The following is a 17,771-nucleotide window of genomic DNA, read 5'->3' as shown; positions in this document are numbered from 1 at the left end:
TCGGGGGTCCACTGCATGGGGGTGCGCACGGCGTCGCGGTCGCCGAGCCAGATGTTGTCGCCCATGCCGATCTCGTCGCCGTAGTAGAGGATCGGGCTGCCGGGCAGGGAGAGCAGCAGGGCGGTGAAGAGTTCGATCTGGTTGCGGTCGTTGTCCAGGAGGGTGGCCAGCCGCCGTCGGATGCCGATGTTGGCGCGCATGCGCGGGTCTTTGGCGTATTCCGCGTACATGTAGTCGCGTTCTTCGTCGGTGACCATTTCGAGGGTGAGTTCGTCGTGGTTGCGCAGGAAGATGCCCCACTGGCAGCCGGACGGGATCGCCGGGGTCTTCGCGAGGATTTCCGAGACGGGGTAGCGGGATTCGCGGCGCACGGCCATGAAGATGCGCGGCATGACGGGGAAGTGGAAGGCCATGTGGCATTCGTCGCCGCCGGCGCTGTAGTCGCCGAAGTAGTCGACGACGTCCTCGGGCCATTGGTTGGCCTCGGCGAGCAGGACGGTGTCGGGGTAGTGGGCGTCGATCTCGGCCCGCACCCGTTTGAGGACCTCGTGGGTGGCGGGGAGGTTCTCGCAGTCGGTGCCCTCCTCCGCGAACAGGTAGGGCACCGCATCCAGGCGGAAGCCGTCGATGCCCAGGTCGAGCCAGAACCGCAGCGCGGAGACGATCTCCTGCTGGACGGCGGGGTTCTCGAAGTTCAGATCCGGCTGGTGGGAGAAGAAGCGGTGCCAGTAGTACTGCTTGCGGACGGGGTCGAAGGTCCAGTTGGAGGCTTCGGTGTCGACGAAGATGATGCGGGCGTCGGGGTATTGCTTGTCGTCGTCGGCCCACATGTAGTAGTCGCCGTAGGGCCCGTCGGGGTCGGTGCGGGACTGCTGGAACCAGGGGTGCTGGTCGCTGGTGTGGTTCATGACGAAGTCGATGATGACGCGCATGCCGCGTTGGTGGGCGGCGTCGACGAATTCGACGAAGTCGGCGAGGTCACCGAATTCCGGCAATACCGCCGTGTAGTCGGAGACGTCGTAGCCACCGTCTTTCAGGGGGGATTTGAAGAAGGGGGGCAGCCAGAGGCAGTCGACGCCGAGCCATTGCAGGTAGTCGAGTTTGGCGGTGAGGCCTTTGAGGTCGCCGATGCCGTCGCCGTTGCTGTCCTGGAAGGAGCGGACGAGGACTTCGTAGAAGACGGCGCGTTTGAACCACTCCGGGTCCCGGTCTTTTTGCGGGGTGTCTTCGAAGGTGTCCGGGACGGGCTCGTTGACGATCATGGTGTGGGTGACCCTCCGGTTGGCGGTGAGGACGGTCGCAGGACGGTCAGTACGTGCGCGGGCCGGCGGCCGGGCGTAAGGCGTACGTAGTTGGTCCTGCCCCAGTGGTAGGTCTCGCCGGTGAGCTCGTCGCGCACCGGCATCGACTCGTGCCAGTCGAGGCCGAGTCGTGGCATGTCCAACGAGACCGTGGCCTCCTGGGTGTGGTGAGGGTCGAGGTTCACGACCACCAGAACCGTGTCGGACTCGTCGTGCTTGCTGTACGCGATCACCGCGGCGTTGTCGGTGCCGTGGAAGTGGAGATTCCTGAGCCGGCGCAGTGCGCTGTGCTGCCGTCTGACACGGTTCAGGGAACCGATGAGAGGTGCGATGGAGCGTCCGTCACGCTCGGCCGACTCCCAGTCCCGGGGCCGCAGCTGGTATTTCTCCGAGTCGAGATAGTCCTCGCCGCCCGCCCTGAACGGAGTGTTCTCGCACAGCTCGTATCCGGCGTACATGCCCCAGGCCGGCGAAAGGGTCGCCGCCAGAACGGCCCGTACTTCGAAAGCCGGCCGGCCTCCGTGCTGGAGATACCCGGGCAGGATGTCGGGGGTGTTCACAAAGAAGTTGGGACGCATGTACGCGGCGACGTCGTCACTGGAGAGTTCGGTGAGGTATTCGGTCAGTTCTTCCTTGGTGTTGCGCCACGTGAAATAGGTGTACGACTGCTGGAAACCGACGCGTGCCAGGGCATGCATGATCTCCGGGCGGGTGAACGCCTCGGCCAGGAAGATGACATCGGGGTCGGTGCGGTTGATGTCCGCGATCACCTGCTCCCAGAACAGCACCGGCTTTGTGTGTGGATTGTCCACACGGAAGATCCGTACACCATGGCTCATCCAGAACCGCAGAATGCGCCCGGTCTCCGCGACCAGCCCGGGCATGTCCTTGTCGAAGGCGATCGGATAGATGTCCTGGTACTTCTTCGGCGGGTTCTCCGCGTACGCGATCGTGCCGTCGGAACGGTGGTGGAACCACTCCGGGTGCTTCTCCACCCAGGGGTGGTCCGGTGAGCACTGGAGTGCGAAGTCCAGGGCGACTTCGAGATCCAGCTCCGCCGCGGTACGCACGAAGGCGTCGAAGTCGTCGATCGTGCCGAGGTCGGGGTGGACGGCGTCGTGCCCGCCCTCCGGCGAGCCGATCGCCCAGGGGACACCGACATCCTGACGGCCTGCCGACAGGTTGTTGTTGGGGCCCTTGCGGAAGGTCGTGCCGATGGGGTGGATCGGTGGCAGGTACACCACGTCGAAGCCCATCTCCGCGATCGCCGGCAGCCGTCGCGCCGCGGTCCGGAACGTGCCGGTGACCGGCGGCCTGCCGTCCTCGACCACCGCGCCCTCCGAGCGCGGGAAGAACTCGTACCAGGAGCCGTACAGCGCCCGCTCCCGCTCCACCAGCAAGGGCAGCGGGGCCGATCGGGAGACCCGTTCCCGCAGGGGGTGGTCCGCCAGCGCCGCGTCCACGTCCGGGGTCAGGGCGGCGGCCAGGCGGGCGATGGGCGGCCGGGACTCGTCGCGCAGAGCGTCCACGGCGGTCAGTACCGCCGCTCGGCCGGCCTCGTGCGGGACTCCGGAGGCGGCCCGTTCGTACAGTTCGGCGCCCTCCTCCAGAACCAGCCCGACATCGATGCCCGCCGGAATCTTGATGCCGGCGGCGTGGCGCCAGGTGGTCACGGGGTCGGACCAGGCCTCCACCCAGTAGACCCAGTCGCCCACCGCTCCGGGGGTGACGTCGGCGCCCCAGCGGTCGGTGCCGGGGGCCAGTTCGCGCATCGGGGTCCAGGGGCCCGTACGGCCGTCCGGATCGCGCAGGACGACGTTCGCGGCGACCGCGTCGTGACCCTCGCCGAAGACGGTGGCGGTGACCTGGAAGGTTTCGCCCGGGACCGCCTTCGCCGGGCGGGTGCCGCGGTCGACGGCCGGTCGGACATCCACCACAGGGACGCGGCCGATCGGGACGATGGGCACGCGGCCAACAGGGGGGACACGGCCGTCGGCCGGGTTGTCGGTCATGGATCTCACCTCCGTCGTCTTCTGCGTTTCCTTCGCTGTGCTTGCGTTCTTCGCCGTTCGCGCTGTTCTCGCCGCTCCCGCGCCCGGTCCGTGCCGGGCGGCGGCATTGTCGGAGGCCCCGTTACGCCACAGGGCTTGCCGCGAGACCGTCCGACCGGCCCGACCTGCCGGACCGTCTGCCGTCGGCAGGGCCGCCTTTGGCCCGGTCCCGGCGGCGTCCGACCGGCCCGACCGACAGGTAACGCTCGGCGGCGTGGACGGCCTCCCGCGCGCAGCGTTTGCCCATCAGCACGCACAGCGTGTAGCCCGTGTCCTCGAAATTGCCCCGCGCCGCACGGTCGGCGGGGGCCGCGAGCATCATGCGTTCCCAGGCTCGGTACAGCTCCAGATGCCTGGCGACCTCGGCTTTGGCAGGCAGCAGCATTTCACTGGTCACCTTCCACTCCCTCGAATGCGCACGGTTCGCCCGGATCGTGCGTGAAGCCCGTGCGCGGAGGGGCATCGACCGACTACAGCGGCCGACGCCCTTACCCATGGTGCACGTGGTAACACTCAACGTCCTGTTGTCGCTTCAACTACATCCGGCGCGCTCTCGTGTTGCACGAATGGAGTACCGCTCCCACTCTGGGACTGACTCAGAAGCGATCACTGCTCACGCTTCGTGTTCGGGGCTCGGCCCGCAGGGGCGAGGAGGAGCAAGAGCTTCGCCGGTGAGGAGCCAACGACGATGAAGACCGTAGTGCCCTGCTACTACCACCTCGACGTGGAAGTCAGTCCGGAGCGGGTCGACCAGGTCAGGCGCATTCTGGCCGCCCATCTCCGGTACTGGAACCTCGAGAACCTCGTCGAGCCCGTCTGTCACTGCGCCGAAGTGCTGCTCCGCTCGATCGGGGAGTACGCGGCCGACAAGAACACCACCATCGAGATGTGGTGGAACGGCCATCACCTCATCACCGCCGTCGCCGACAGCGACGGCGGGTTGCATCCGGAGTCCGCCACGCCCGGCTGCCTGGCCCGCATCGCCGCGCTGAGCGACGGATGGGGCTGTTGCGGCACGGACACCGGCGGAAAGATCGTCTGGTTCTCGCGCCGGGCCCGCGCCATCGAGCGCGCCCCGCTGGTCCCGGCCGGTCCCGCGCCCAGTCTGCGCGAGGCCCGGCGGACGCCCCGCGAGATGCCCGTACCGGCGATGGCGATTTCCATGCCCGTGGGCTCGATCGAGGCCGAGGTCGTCGCGGCGGCCTCCGGGTAGATCCGGCCCTTGCGGAGAACGCCGCACCGGCCCGCAACCGCTCAGGCGGTCGCGGGCCGGTGGCGTTCCTCACCAGGGCTCCCCGACAGAGCGTTGCTCACCAGAGCTCCCCGACAGGAGAGGGGAGCCCGGAGATCCGTCCAGGCAGGCCCGGTCCGTCTATGTCCTCGGGCAACTCCGTCTGTAGGCGACGTCCTGGACGTAGCGGTCCCAGTCGTCCCGCGAGAGCCCTGTGGTCACGCGGCGGCAGACGGTCCGTGCCGCACGGTCCGGGGTGATCTCGTACGTCTGCAAGGGGGCGTGGTCCCCGGCGGCGTAGAGCGTGCCGCCGTCGGGGCCGAACGCCAGCGCGCGGACGGTGTCGCCCGGTGTGACGAGCGGGGATCCGATCCGTCGGCGGGAGGAGACGTCCCAGAGCTGCAGGGTGCCCTCGTCACCCGCGACGGCGAGCGTCCGGCCGTCGGGGGAGAAGGCCAGGGCCGACACGTACTGGTAGGTGGTCGTGTCAGGGTCGGCGAGGACACCGAGCCGTCGGCCCAGCCGCCCGTCCCAGAGCACGACCCGGCCGGAGCCGTCACCGACGGCCAGATGATCCCCGTCGGGGCTGAACGCCAGAGCGGTGGACTTGCCGGGGCTTCTGACGGACGGCAGCAGGGTGCCCGCGGGCATGCGGTACGCCTGCCCGCGCGCGGTGACCAGCAGGTCGCCGTCGGGATGCGAGGTGACCGCGCCGACGGAGCCGGGGAGCGTGCCGACCGTGGTCCGGCGGCGCAGGTCCCGGATACGGGTGGACTCGGGTACGGACCCGGGCAGCGGGGAGAGGAGCAGCGACCGGCCCCCGGCGTCGAAGGCGATGTCCGACAGCGCTTCGACGCCGACCTCATCGGTGCCGAGGGTGGTGGTGACGCGCCGTCGCGGAATGTCGTAGAGGGACACCTTGGTCGTGGGGGGACCTGACACGAAGTTCACCACGCCGTAGGCGAGTTCCTTGCCGGTGGAATCGATGGCGAGCAGGGCGTCGCAGCCTCCGAACGCCGCATCTTCCGAGGGGGCCGGGCACGGCAGAGGCGGAGGTTCGGCCAGCAGCCGTCCCGTACGTCCGTCGAGCACGCGGAACCGAAGGTGCTTCCCGTCCTCGCCGACGTCGGCGACGGCAAGAGTCCTGCCGTCCGGGGCGAACTCGACGGCCAGGGCGGGGGAGGGCTCCCAGCGGGTGTTCACCGCGCTGCCCACGTTCAGCGTGTGGACGGCCGGCCCCCATGAGCCCTCAGGACCGCCGAGGTACCGGACGATGCCGGCCTCGGTGTCCACCCTGATCTCCTGGACGGTCTCACCGGCCAACTGGTGCCGTACGACGGGGAAGTCGGGTGAGTCCATCCGCCAGACCAGGATCTCCTCGCCGTCCGACGCCACCAAGAAGGCGCCGTCCGCACTGAGTTGAGCGATCTTCAGACCGGGGTACGCGACCGCGGGAAGCTCCTTGCCCGACGCGACGTCCCACGCCCGGAATCCGGTGGCGTCGATCAGTCCCAGATAGCGGCCGTCGGGCGTGAACCCGATCCGTTCCTTGACGCACTGCTCGATGGTGGCTTTCGGCAGCCAGGGCGCGGGTATCCGACGGTTCTCGGCGACATCCCACAACTCGAACCGCTCGCCCGGGAGGCACAGGGCCAGCAGACGGTCGTCCGCGCTGACCGTGGCATCCGTGAAGGCGGGGTCGTCCGTCAGAGCCGTACCCCGGCCGTCCTTCTGCTGCCGGTTCATGTGCGCCGTGAGCCTCGCCCACTCCACTTGGGCGCCGGTCGCAGCGTCCGCCTTCGCGTCCGTGTCGCGCGCGATTTCCAGGAGCTTCCGCCGGGACCGGGCGTCCCAGAGCTGCACCCGGCGCTCGGACCCCTCGGCGTGGTAGACGAGGAGGCTGCGACCGCTCGCCCCCATCTCGACGCCGCCGTCGGCGACGCCCAGCGGCTTCCCCTTGCGACGTCCGGTGGCGAGGTTTCGCAGCACGACCCTTCCCTTGTCGAACTCGGGGATCCACGACGCGTCCGCCCGGACGAACCCCACGTCCTTCGCCGCGTCGCCGAGCCCCGGCCAGGTGGCCTCACGCCGACGCGTCTCCACGTCCCACCGGGTCACCTGACCGCTGCCGACGCTGAGGAGAGTGCGGCCGTCGGCGCTGAGATGCCGCATGGTCCCGTCGGTGCCGTCGGGATCGGTGAACACGTCCTGGCTGCGCTGCGCCGCGGCGCCGAGCAGCGCGGAGCGGGTCTCGGGAAGGTCGGCGACGCGCCACGCGGCGAGGCTGAGCCGCATCGCCGTGGCCGGGTCGGACAGGCGCAGACCCTCCGCGACTCCGACGAGCCGACGGGCCTCCGCCTCGATCCGCCGCCGCTCGCCGGACTGGTTCTGCTGCCAGGCGACGAGTGCCGCGACGAGGCTGAGCACCACAAGGACGGACAGGACGACCGTACGGGTCCTGCGGCCCCGCAGCTCACCCCGGCGGGCGTCGAGGCCGGCGTCGAGGAACTCCCGCTCCAGCGGGGTGAGATCGTCCGTGGCGCCGAACTGCTCCTCGACGGTGGACAGTCGCACGCCCCGGTAGAGGGAGCCCGCGTCCCGCCCGAGGTCCCGCCAGGTGGCCGCCGCCTCGGTGAGCCGGTGCTGGGACCTGAGCCGCTCACGGTTTTCGTCGATCCAGGTACGTAGCCGGGGCCATGCGGTGAGGACTGCCTCGTGGGCCAGGTCGACGGTGTCCTCGTCGAGCGTGATGAGACGCGCGCGGGCGAGTCGTTCGAGTACGACATCCGTGTCGGCGTCCGCGTGGCCGCCCAGCGCGGTGAGCTCCGTGCGCCGGGTCGGACGGCGCGTGTCCGCAGTCCCCTGACCCGGGCTCACCAGGCGGAGCAGGATGCGACGGGCGGTGTCGGCCTGCCGGCCGGTGAGGCTCTCGTAGAGATCCTCGGCGGTGCGGGCTATCGCCCCGTGGATGCCGCCCGCGGCGTCGTACGCGGCCTCGCCCAGTGCTCTGCCCCGGCGTCTGCGCCAGGTTTCCAGCAGGGCGTGCGACATGAGGGGCAGGCCACCGGGCTCGTCCTGGATCTCGGCGATGATCCGTGAGGTCAGCGTCCGTTCGACGATCAGACCGCCCAGTGCGGCCGGTTTCACGATCGTCTCGCGCAGCTCTTCCGTGCTCATGGGAGCCACCAGGAGCGTCGCCTCCTGTGCGGCCTGCGCGAGTCGGCGGTACCGGGCGCAGTGGCCGTAGAAGTCGGCGCGGACCGCGACGACGACACGAATGCCGTGTTCGGGGCGGACGGCGGTGAACAGCAGGTCGAGGAAGCCTTTTCGCTCGGCTGGGTCGGCGCAGAGGGTGAAGACCTCCTCGAACTGGTCCACCACGATGACGGTCCCGGAGCGGGTGGTGCTCGGATCCAGGACGTCGGCGTGGGTGCGGGCCGGGTGCGTTCCCGGGGTGAGGATCCGGATCGTCGCGGGCCGGACACGCGGCGGGTCGGTCTTCCGGAGGCGCGGGATGAGGCCCGCGCGCAGCAGTGAGGATTTGCCGCTGCCCGACGGGCCCGTCAGGACGACGAAGTCCTTGTCCCGGACCAGGTCGACGAGTTGGCCGACGAGATGGTCGCGGCCGAAGAAGCGTTCGCTGTCGCTCGCGTCGAAGCGGGCCAGACCGGGGTAGGGCGCCTCCGCGTCGTCGTCGGCGGCACGGCTCTCCTCGGCCGTGTCCTGGGCGGCCCGGTGCCACCGTCGCTCCCACTCGTCGCGGTCCCCGCCGCACGCCTCGACATAGGCGAGGGCCACCGGCAGCGAGGCCAGCCGCTCTCCGGCCGCCGCCTGCGCGAGCGTGGCCGGGGAGTAGTGCGCCTGCCGAGCCATCGCGCGGTAGGTGATCCCGCCCGCCTCCCGACGCAACTTCCGCAGCTCGTAGGCGAATTGCGCGACAGGTCCCTCGGCCGGGTCCAGCGGCCGCTCACGACGTCCCATCGCATCCCCCGTCGCCGTGTGCGTCTGTCGACCCGCACGCTACGAATCCTGACGGCGCTGGGGAAAGGGGCACGGCGAGAACGCACCACTCGCGCCACGAAATTGTCTGAAGTGGCGACAGGGGTCTGCCGGACAATGCCCCGACCGTGAAAGCTGAGGTCATGGCGGGCCGGCGTGATCCACGTGGACGTACGGGGGAGCACGGGGGAGCGTTCCACGCTGCCGGCCCGCCGACGCCGGACGGCGGACAGCGCCGGGCGAGCGGGGTCCCGGGAGGCCGGGTCGGGGGAACTCCGGCCTCCCGGGACACCACGGCGAGCACCTAGAGCGCGAGCGGACCGACGCGAGCCTCTCCGTACGGCACGAGGCGTACCGGCCCCATCAGCCCGTACGCCTGCCGTGCCAGGCCGCCGTACACCCCGGGGTCGCTGACCCGCAGCCGGTTGGCGAGCGGGGTCGCCACCTCGACCTCGATGACGTTCTGCCCGCGGCGGAGGAGACCGCCGAGGTCCACCACCGGGTGGATCTGGTCGACCGGGTCGAGTCGGTGGCCGTTGACGGTGACCCGGCAGGTGTCGGTGACGGCGCCCAGTTCGAGGCGTGCGCCACGGCCGCCCGTCCAGGCGTCGCCGAGTGTGACCGTGGTGCGGTAGCGGCCGATGCCCGAGACGTCGGCGAGTCCCGGGATCTGTGACCAGGACACCAGGGCGTCCAGGGTCAGGTCGTGCTCGACGACGGTGGTCCTGGTCGCCGTGGCGCCGGGCCGCCAGTCCTGTACGCGCAGGCGCCAGGAGGTGAGTTCCGTCGGCTCGGGGATGCCCTTGAGGGACGTACGCACCGTGCGTCCGTGGGACAGCACGGTCCGGTACGTGCCCGCCGCCGTGGCGCGGACGGTGAGTCCGGCCTCCGTGAAGCGCACCTCGTCGGCCTCGCTGCCGACCGCGTGGGGGCGGTGGCCGTTGCGGTCGCCGAAGAGACCGGGGCGCCCGATCGCCACGACGAGGGTCTCCGCGGGCTGGAGGGCGACCCGCACGGTGACCGTGTCGCCGTCCTCGGTGTAGCGGGCGACGCGCTCGGCTCCGCCGGTCCACGGATCCAGCAGATACGGCACTCCCTCGGCCGTGGTGCGATGCAGGGTGACGTCGTGGTCGACGGCGGCTACCGGCGGTTTCACGGTCTCGGCGTGCTTGCCGTTGCAGAGGTAGTAGTAGTCGACGCCGTCGGCCACCCGGTGGGTGTTGAGGAGGGTGGAGGCGGACGCGTACCCGACGTCGGGCCATACGCCGAGTTCGGTGAGGGCGGCCGGCACCGCAATCTTGTCGGTGACGCGACGGACCCGCGGCTGGGCGAGCAACTCCGCGACGACCGAACGCAGTTCGTCGGTCTCGCCGCTGTCAGGGATGCCGGACGGTACGACGGTCTCCCACGCTCCGAGCAGCACGATCGGCAGTCCGGCGCGGGTGAGCCGCAGCAGGGCGCGGGCGTCCCGCAGGGCGAGGGTCGCCGTGGAGCCGTAGAAGAAGTCGCCCTCGATGAACAGAGCTTTGTAGGCCGGGCCGTCGGGTGCGAGCCGTCCCCCGCGCACGGTGGCGGAGGGCAGGTCGAGCAGCGGGCCGCTGAGGAACTGATGGGTCCAGCCCAGGGTGATGCCCGTGGCGGTGAACCAGGAGGCGCCGATGCCGGTGGCGGTGTAGCCGGTCTGCCGGAACACCGCCACATCGGCCCTGGCCCGGCCGCTCTGCAGCACCTGATGGACCCGCCCCAGGTAGCCGGAGACGTCCGGCACGTGCTTCCAGGTCGGATGACGGGGTCCCCAGGACTCGCCGTAGCCGGCCGTGCCCTTGTACGGGGTGAAGGCCGCGTATCCAGGCCAGTTGACGCCCGGCAGCTCGGCGTAGGAGAAGCCGTGTACGACGGTCTGGTTGACCCCGGCCGCGTAGGCGCCGCCCATCGTGCGCAGGAACCGCTGCCAGGTGGTGCTGTAGGCGCTGCCGGAGTAGGCGCCGGCCTCGCACGAGAGCACGGTGTGCCCGGCCATGTCACGGCCGCCGGCCAGACAGCGGTAGTCGTCGAGGTTCTTGAAGCCGAGGGACTCACCCTCGGCGATGTCCAGAATCGCGGCCGAGGCGATGGCGTCGGTCTGCAACCCGTAGGGCTGGGAGCGCAGTTGGAGGCCGAGCGAGTGGGCCCAGGTGCGCAGAGCCCCCACATGGTGTTTGTTGAACAGAGTTGAGACCGTCTCCCAGAAGTCGTGCCGGATCTGGCGGGTGGCGGCGGCCTCGAAGGCGAAGACCTGGTTGCTGTTGTCGAGGATCACGGCGGGCAGGAGCGGCAGCAGGGAGCGGCCGGTGTGCTCGCGGAACGCGTCGGGCAGGCCCGGCGTCCACTGGAGCCCGTCGGTCTCCAGCTCGATGGAGTCCTCGAAGAGCGCGCCGCCGGAGACCTTCAGCAGACGGCGGATCGCCGGTGTGAGGAGGTGGGCCTCCCAGAAGTCGGTCACCGCTCGGGTGCCGGCCGCGCCGAAGTGGTCGACGACGTAGGAGGGCGGGTCGGTGTGCGGGCCGGCCTCCGGTGTCTGGCCGGAGCCGCGCACCCAGTACGCGATCAGGACCCAGGTGCTGTCGTCGGGCGCGGTCCAGCCGAGCGTGCCGTCGGAGACGGTGGGGGTGAGGTCGCGGACCGAGTCCTGGTCGAGGCCGGTCTCCTTGCGGGTGGAGTTCGCGGTGTTCACCCGCGCGGCCTGAACCAGCAGCAGCCGTCGCTCGGTGACGCCGGACGCCGCCTCGTGGACGGGCTCGGGGACAGGGCCGGAGTAGGCGGTACCAGGGGCCAACGTGACGGCCCCGTGGGCGAGTTCCTTGACGGCGGCCTCGCTGTCCGGGGTGATGCCGGGAACCGCGGCGGGCCACGCGGGTCCGACGGTGAGATCGATGGTGAGGCCGCGACGGGCCGCCTGGCCCAGCGCCGCCTCGACACCGGCGACCCAGGAGGGGCTGCCCCAGCCGTGGCGCTCGGTGTCCAGCACCGACGGGTCGGCGACGCTGTGGTGGACGGCGGCTATCTCGGCGCCGCCGAAGCCCGCGTCGGCGATCTGGTCGACCTCCCGTCTGATCTCGTCGGGCCGCACCAGGCCGTCGGGCCACCACCAGCGGAACTTCGGCCGCACCGCGCGGCCCGGCTCGGCGAAACCCGAGAAGGCAGAGAAGGCAGAGGAGGCAGAGGAGGCGGAGGCGGCCCAAGCGGCCGCGGCGCTCCCGGGTAGTGCCCCGGTGAGAGCACCCGCCGCGGCCGTCGTCGCCGCGGCGGCGAGCAGCGTACGGCGCGGAATGCCCGTCCGGTGAACTGCGGTGAGGTCGTCCATGGTTCCTGTCACTCCCGGAGGGCAGCACGAAGAGACCCCCCTGAGGGGCCTGCTGGTTGAATCGTTTTAATCGCTGCGAAAGTAAGTCTCTCGATCAAGAGGCGTCAAGAAGCGTGCACGACGCAAATTCCTGAGGAGAGCCGCCGCTGAAGGGCGCCGGGACCTACCGGCGGGTCTCCTCCACCTCGCCGAAGCCGTCCGTCCGGCCCCAGCGCAGCCGGGTCAGCCACTCGGTCGAGTTGCGGCCGAAGGTCAGTTGCTCGTTGTCGGCCGACGCCTCGACCTTCTCCCAGCCGTCGAACTCCTTGGTGAGCTTCGTGTCCCACTTCGATAGGTTGTTGGTGCCGACCGCGGCGACGGACTCCATCGGCGGTTCACCGTCGGAGCAGTAGGGACCCCAGTTCGCGATGGCCGCGACCGTACCGCCGTCGAACGCCTTGAGCGTGATGCTCTGGCACGGATCGGACTTGGTCGCGTGGACCAGGCTGGGCTTGCTCCACGCCCCACCCGCGGTGTCCTGGTGCTGCTCCATGAGCCCGCGCTTCGCCGCGTAGTACATGCCCACGCGGCGCCCGTCGGCCCACTCGATCTCCTCGACGAAGCGAGCGTGCGACGGCGAGGAGCGGGAGGTGGGGGAGGCCTGGGCGGTGTCGGGGCCGGGTGAGGCGTCCCCGGCCCCCGCCTCAGTGCTCCCACAGGCCACGACGGCCCCCAGGAGGACCGTTGCGCCGGCCAACCGCGGCAGCCGGACCCCGTGTACTCGTCGCATGTCTGTCTCCCGGACCTGACCACGTCAGGCGTCGTACGAATGGCTCAGCTGAACCCGGTGGCTCACCTGAAGACATTGTCCGCGTCGTCCCAGCTGTAGGGATCGGCGGTCGAGAGACTACGGGGGACTCGCGACGACGATTGGTACATGGCCTCGATCTCGGCGGCGTAGCGCTGCGCGATGGCGTCCCTGCGCAGCTTCATCGAGGGGGTGAGCATGCCGTTGGCGAGGTCGAACGCCTCGGGGAGCACGCGGTACACGCGGATCGACTCCGAGCGCGACACGGTGCTGTTGGCCGCGGCGACGGCACGCTTGACCTCTTCGCGCAGGGCGTTCTCCTCGCGCATCTCGCGGTCGTGCACCTCGCCCGGTATGGCGAGGACCGAGCGCCAGTGCGCCAGGAAATCCGGATCGAGGGTGATCAGAGCTCCCACACAGGGCTGGTTGTCGCCCACGACGACCGCCTGATGGATGAGCGGATGGACCCGCAGACGCTCTTCGAGGGCAGCGGGAGCCACGCTCTTGCCGCTGCTCGTGATGACGATGTCCTTCTTCCGCCCGGTGATGCTCAGATAGCCCTCGCTGTCGATCCGGCCGATGTCGCCTGTGGCCAGCCAGCCGTTGTGCAGTGCGGCCCGGGTGCTCGCCTCGTCGTTGATGTAGCCCTGGAAGACCGCGGGGCCCCGCACCAGGATCTCCCCGTCCTCGGCGACGTGGACCTCCATGTCGGGCAGGGGGCGTCCGACGGTTCCGAATTTCTCCCGGCCCACGGGTTGGGCCGTAATTCCTCCGCTGGTTTCCGTGAGCCCGTATCCGTCGTGGACGAAAATGCCGATTCCCGAGTAGAAGAGGGCGAGTTCACGGTTGAGGGGCGAGCCGCCCGACACAGCGCCGCGGACTCTTCCGCCCAGCGCCGCACGCAGCTTCCGGTACACCGTCTTTTCATAGAGGGCGTGTTGAAGGCGCAGATCGAAACCGGGGCCCGGACCCGTTCCCAGCCGGTGCCGCTCGGAGGCCGCTGCGAAGTCCTGCGCCGTGCGGACCGCACGCTCGAACAGGGCGCCGCGGCCCGCCTCCTGAGCCTTGCGCAGGAAGTTCTTGTAGATCTTCTCGAAGACGGACGGGACGGCGTAGAGGAACGTGGGGCGGAAGGACAGCAGGGCGGCGGACAGCGTCTCGTCGCGCAGATCGGGCACGTGCCCCATCAGCATCCCGCCGCGCATGCACAGCCCCTGGATCATGAGGCCGTACACGTGCGAGAAGGGCAGGAAGGCGAGGATGGCCGGCTGCTGCCCGGGAGGCGCCACCGTGTGGCCCCAGCCGGCCAGCAGGGTGTCGCAGGAACTCGCCAGGCTGCGATGGCTCAGGGCGCATCCCTTGGGAGGTCCCGTCGTACCCGAGGTGTAGGCGATGACCGCGGTCGAGTCGGGCAGCACGATCCGGCGCATCGACTCGACGGTGGTGACGGGCACCGACCGGCCCTGCTCCATCAGGTCGGTGAGGGCTCCGGAGTCCAGCTGCCAGACGTGCTGCAGGGTCGGCAGCGAGGCGCACACGGAGCCGACCGTCATGATGCCCTGCTCGTCCTCCACCACGACCGCGACGCAGCCGGCGTCCTTGAGGATCCAGCCGACCTGCTCGTGCGACGACGTCGGGTAGATCGGCACGATCTCGGCGCCCACCGACCAGAGCGCGTAGCTCAGCACGGTCCACTCGTAGCGGGTGCGCGCCATGACGGCCACGCGGTGGCCCGGGAAGATCCCGGCCGCGATGAAGCCCCGGGCCACGTCCACGACTTCGTCCCGCAGCTCGATCGCGGCCACCGGTTCCCAGGCCCCCGGAGCGGCGTCCGAACGGCGGGCCAGCTGGGACAGGGTGGGATCGCGTTCAGCCGTCTCGAAGAGACTGTCCGCGAGCCCTCCCTGCATCAATGGCGGAGCCGTTCTGACAACTTCCAAGGGGTGCATGTGCCGCTCCAGTAATTCCGCGCAGAGCGCCCCTCCGATGGAGTCCGGAATCGAGGCGTTCGAAATCTAGCCCACGGCGGCGGTGGGTGTAGCACGAACCGTCGAACGCCTGGCTTGATGTCCTTTCGGGAAAGGATGGTTCAGGTGGTGCCGAGCCACTTCAGTCCGTCGAGCAGGAAACGGTTCTGGGTCGCACTTGCGAACGTGGAGGACAGCGGGGTGTTGGACGCGTAGTCCATCGCATTGTGACCGAAGTTCGCATACAGCATGCGGTACTTCGCGTTCGTCCACAGGATCGGGTGGTACCCGCTGTACCAGGTCTGGTTGGGATCAGTGCCCAGCGGGAAACTGCTTGCGTCGACGGAGGCCAGGATCTTGATGTCCGGATTCCGCCGTAGGTCGTTGGACCAGCTGTACCACTCGCTGACCGACGAGGTGAAGGTGGCAGGAAGGTTCCTGGTCGAGGCGTGCGTGCGGTCCTCGGTCCGCAGGACGGCGGTCGTCGGACCCCAGGTGTTGGACCTGAAGTTCCCGCTGCCGAGGAACTGCTGGTGGTACCAGGGCCACTTCTGCGCCTCGGTCGTGAACGCCGAGACGTGGAAGCCCAGCCAGCCGCCGCCCCCGCGCATGTACCGCTCGAAGCCCGCCCGCTGGTTGGCGGTCTGTGGCAGTTCGTCGAGGAACAGCACGACCTGGTACGCGTTCACGCCTCCGTTGGCCAGCAGGTTCCAGTCGGTGCTCGCCGTGTAGGTGAAGCCGTTCTCGGCGGCCCGGGCGGGGAACCACTGGTTGGCCTCGCGGACGAAGCTGATGTGCGCGGCGTCCCACGTACCGCTGTAGAGGGCGAGCACCTTGAACGGGGCCGCCGTGGAGGCCGCCTGGGCGGGTGGCGCGGCGAGGCCCAGCAGAGTGGCCAGCAGTACGAGGACCCGAAGGGCGAGGACCCGCAGAGTGACGCGCGCCGGACCGGAGGACCTGATTCCGAGCATGGAACGTCCCTTCCTGTTCGCGATCAGTTCATGAGTGTGAACGTTGAGCGCATGGGTGGAACCTCGGCGATCGGTGAACCTAAAGGTCTGAACCAAGCTCGTCAAGATCTGAAGCGAAGACAGCAAGAAATCGCCCCACGCCCGAAAGGAGTTGAAGACGGCACGCCCGGAGGAGCCGCCGAGAAGCAGCCCGAGGGCGCCGCAGGGAAGAAACTGGAAAGCAGTCGGGAGAGCGGCGGACCGTCCAGCCGTGGACGGGCGGTCCGCCGCACCCGTCATTACGATGAAAGAGATCGTGGCGCCGCCCCGCGCGTCCGCGTGCGAGGGGGCCGACCGACGTCAGGAGGGCCGCCGTGAGCACGATCGCGGTGAAGTCCGCCCAGCTGCGGAGCGGGCCCGCGCTCCCCTATGCCGAGGCGGGCTATCCGGAGGGCCTTCCCGTGGTCTTCGTGCACGGCCTCGCGGACTCCTGGTGGACGTTCGAACCGCTGCTCAGGCAGCTCCCCGCCGCGGTGCACGGATACGCCCCCACGCAGCGGGGCCACGGCGACGCCGAACGGCCCGCCGACGGCTACCGGCCGGAGGACTTCGCCAACGACCTGGTGGAATTCCTCGACGCGGCAGGCATCCCTCGTGCCGTCCTGGTCGGGGCGTCGAGCGGAGGGGTGGCCGCCCGGATGGTCGCAGGCAGCCATCCCGACCGGGTCGCGGGCCTCGTCCTGGTGGGCGTCCCGGCGACGCTCGCCGACAAGCCCGGCATCACCGCCCTGTGGGAGAGGATCCAGGCGCTCGAAGACCCCGTGCCGCGCGCCTTCGTGGAGGACCTGCTCGGCGACCTCGCGTCCCGGCCGCTGGGCCGCGGGCTCCTGGCGACGATGGCCGAGGAGAACCTCAAGGTGCCCGCACGGGTGTGGCGGGAGACCATGAGCGGCCTGCTGGAGGCCGACCTCGCCGCGACACTGCGGGGAATCCTCGTACCCACGCTCGTGCTCTGGGGCGACGCGGACGGCGTGCTGCCGCGCGCCGACCAGCAGCGGATCCTCGACGCGATCCACGGCTCGGCCCTCGTCGTGTACGAGGGCGCCGGGCACCTTCTGTACTGGGAGGAGCCGGAGCGGGTCGTCCAGGACGTCGTCGGCTTCGCCGCCCGGGTCCTGCCGGCCCGCCCCGACGGCGACGCTCCCGGCAGGGCCGGGAGGTCGCCGTCCCCGGGTGACGGGGGCGGGCCTTCCGTGTGACGTCAGGTCAGGCGATGGGTCAGGCGTTGGGGTCGAACGCGATCCCGGACGGCTTGGCCGAGGACAGGTGCGAGTTGAACGTGCTGTCCTTGATGCCGAGCGTGGCACTGCCGAAGTTGTACGAGGTCAGCGTGTCGCGCACGCCTGCGGGATAGCCGGTCCAGCCGACGAGCGGCGGGTACTGCCAGGTCCCCTTGTGGTTCTCCGGCGGCTCGTCGCCGGCGGTCGCGGCCCGGAAGCAGTGCGTACTGATCCCGTCCTTGTGGTAGACGATCTTCGGGTGCGTCCCGTCCCAGCGGATCGCCGAACGGTTGTGAACCGTGAACGAGCCGTGGTTGGAGGTCGAGACGTACTGGGCCTCGTTGTTCTGCACCCAGACCACGACGTGCTCCCAGTCGTGCCGGTGCCCGCCGAGGCTGCTGCCGGCCAGCGCCTGGTCCTTCTCGAAGTAGAGGGCGTACACGATCGCGCACCAGCCGTTGTTGCACTTGGAGCGCGAGTAGCCGTTGGTGTTGTCGAGGTCCGAGGCGTCGCGGCACTGGCCGTTGAGGGCACCGCTCGGGTTGAGGCCGCCGTTGACGACGCCGCCGGGGCCGATCGCGGGCGTCGAGTAGCAGCCGTCCGTGTCGTAGTCGTAGGCGGGCTGGAACGTCTGGTCCAGTCCGTCGGCGTTGGCGGGCAGTGCGCCGGGCGGGGCCGCCAGGGCGGTGGACGGGAAGACGAAGACCAGAGCGGCGGCGCCCGCGAGGACGCCGAGTGACCTCCGGCGCACACGCCGGGATCCGGAAAGCTTCGATGCGGGTCTGCCGTTCAAAGTGTCCTCCTGATCGGCCCTGTGCAGGCCAACGCCCTTTGTGACATGTGCAGTTCAGGGTCCCGGGTT

At 69.9% G+C, this 17,771-nt stretch carries 10 protein-coding genes and 1 pseudogene; 2 read left to right on the top strand and 9 right to left on the bottom strand.

The genetic code is table 11. The features are described from left to right. From treS to ACZ5VQ_RS33635, 3 genes are all read right to left on the bottom strand, one after another. Positions 1-1,262: maltose alpha-D-glucosyltransferase (gene treS / locus ACZ5VQ_RS33645; protein WP_469108254.1), on the bottom strand; the 1,262-nt coding region annotated here is incomplete at its 3' end. After that, entirely contained in the window at positions 1,259-3,313 is a 2,055-nt protein-coding gene (locus ACZ5VQ_RS33640; protein ID WP_469108253.1) for an alpha-1,4-glucan--maltose-1-phosphate maltosyltransferase, read from the bottom strand. The genes treS and ACZ5VQ_RS33640, both read right to left, overlap by 4 nt. A 121-nt stretch (positions 3,314-3,434) precedes the next feature. Further along, the gene (locus ACZ5VQ_RS33635; protein WP_469108268.1) at positions 3,435-3,737 is read right to left on the bottom strand and encodes a DUF5133 domain-containing protein; all 303 of its coding nucleotides are present in this window, start codon (positions 3,735-3,737) and stop codon (positions 3,435-3,437) included. Between the two features lie 303 nt (positions 3,738-4,040). On the opposite strand from ACZ5VQ_RS33635, the gene ACZ5VQ_RS33630 reads away from it, so the two are divergent. Further along, complete coding sequence (locus ACZ5VQ_RS33630; protein ID WP_469108252.1) at positions 4,041-4,565, top strand: pep a2; 525 nt, start codon at positions 4,041-4,043, stop codon at positions 4,563-4,565. Positions 4,566-4,724: 159 nt separating this feature from the next. Here ACZ5VQ_RS33630 and ACZ5VQ_RS33625 read toward each other — a convergent pair whose 3' ends face one another. From ACZ5VQ_RS33625 to ACZ5VQ_RS33605, 5 genes and pseudogenes are all read right to left on the bottom strand, one after another. Then, positions 4,725-8,564, bottom strand: a complete 3,840-nt coding sequence (locus tag ACZ5VQ_RS33625; protein WP_469108251.1) for an nSTAND1 domain-containing NTPase — start codon at positions 8,562-8,564, stop codon at positions 4,725-4,727. A gap of 322 nt (positions 8,565-8,886) precedes the next feature. Then, positions 8,887-11,925 (bottom strand): glycosyl hydrolase, encoded by a 3,039-nt coding sequence (locus ACZ5VQ_RS33620; protein ID WP_469108250.1) that lies wholly within the window; start codon positions 11,923-11,925, stop codon positions 8,887-8,889. Between the two features lie 163 nt (positions 11,926-12,088). Then, positions 12,089-12,694 (bottom strand): hypothetical protein, encoded by a 606-nt coding sequence (locus ACZ5VQ_RS33615; protein WP_469108249.1) that lies wholly within the window; start codon positions 12,692-12,694, stop codon positions 12,089-12,091. A 62-nt stretch (positions 12,695-12,756) separates the two neighbouring features. Continuing rightward, on the bottom strand, positions 12,757-14,622 hold the full coding sequence (locus tag ACZ5VQ_RS33610; protein ID WP_469108248.1) for an AMP-dependent synthetase/ligase: 1,866 nt from the start codon (positions 14,620-14,622) through the stop codon (positions 12,757-12,759). Positions 14,623-14,810: 188 nt separating this feature from the next. Then, a pseudogene (locus tag ACZ5VQ_RS33605) lies at positions 14,811-15,650 on the bottom strand (ThuA domain-containing protein); the annotation flags it as partial. Positions 15,651-16,003: 353 nt separating this feature from the next. Here ACZ5VQ_RS33605 and ACZ5VQ_RS33600 point away from each other — a divergent pair. Continuing rightward, positions 16,004-16,888 carry an alpha/beta fold hydrolase gene (locus ACZ5VQ_RS33600; RefSeq protein ID WP_469108247.1) on the top strand — a complete coding sequence of 295 codons (885 nt, stop codon included), beginning with the start codon at positions 16,004-16,006 and terminating at the stop codon, positions 16,886-16,888. A gap of 19 nt (positions 16,889-16,907) precedes the next feature. On the opposite strand, the gene ACZ5VQ_RS33595 is transcribed toward ACZ5VQ_RS33600, so the two are convergent. Continuing rightward, positions 16,908-17,660: an NPP1 family protein gene (locus tag ACZ5VQ_RS33595; protein ID WP_469108246.1), complete on the bottom strand. Its 753-nt coding sequence runs from the start codon at positions 17,658-17,660 to the stop codon at positions 16,908-16,910. Between the last annotated feature and the right edge of the window lie 111 nt (positions 17,661-17,771).

The sequence above is a fragment of the Streptomyces sp. NPDC033178 genome, from assembly GCF_055577685.1.
This window is presented reverse-complemented; position numbering and strand designations above follow the sequence as displayed.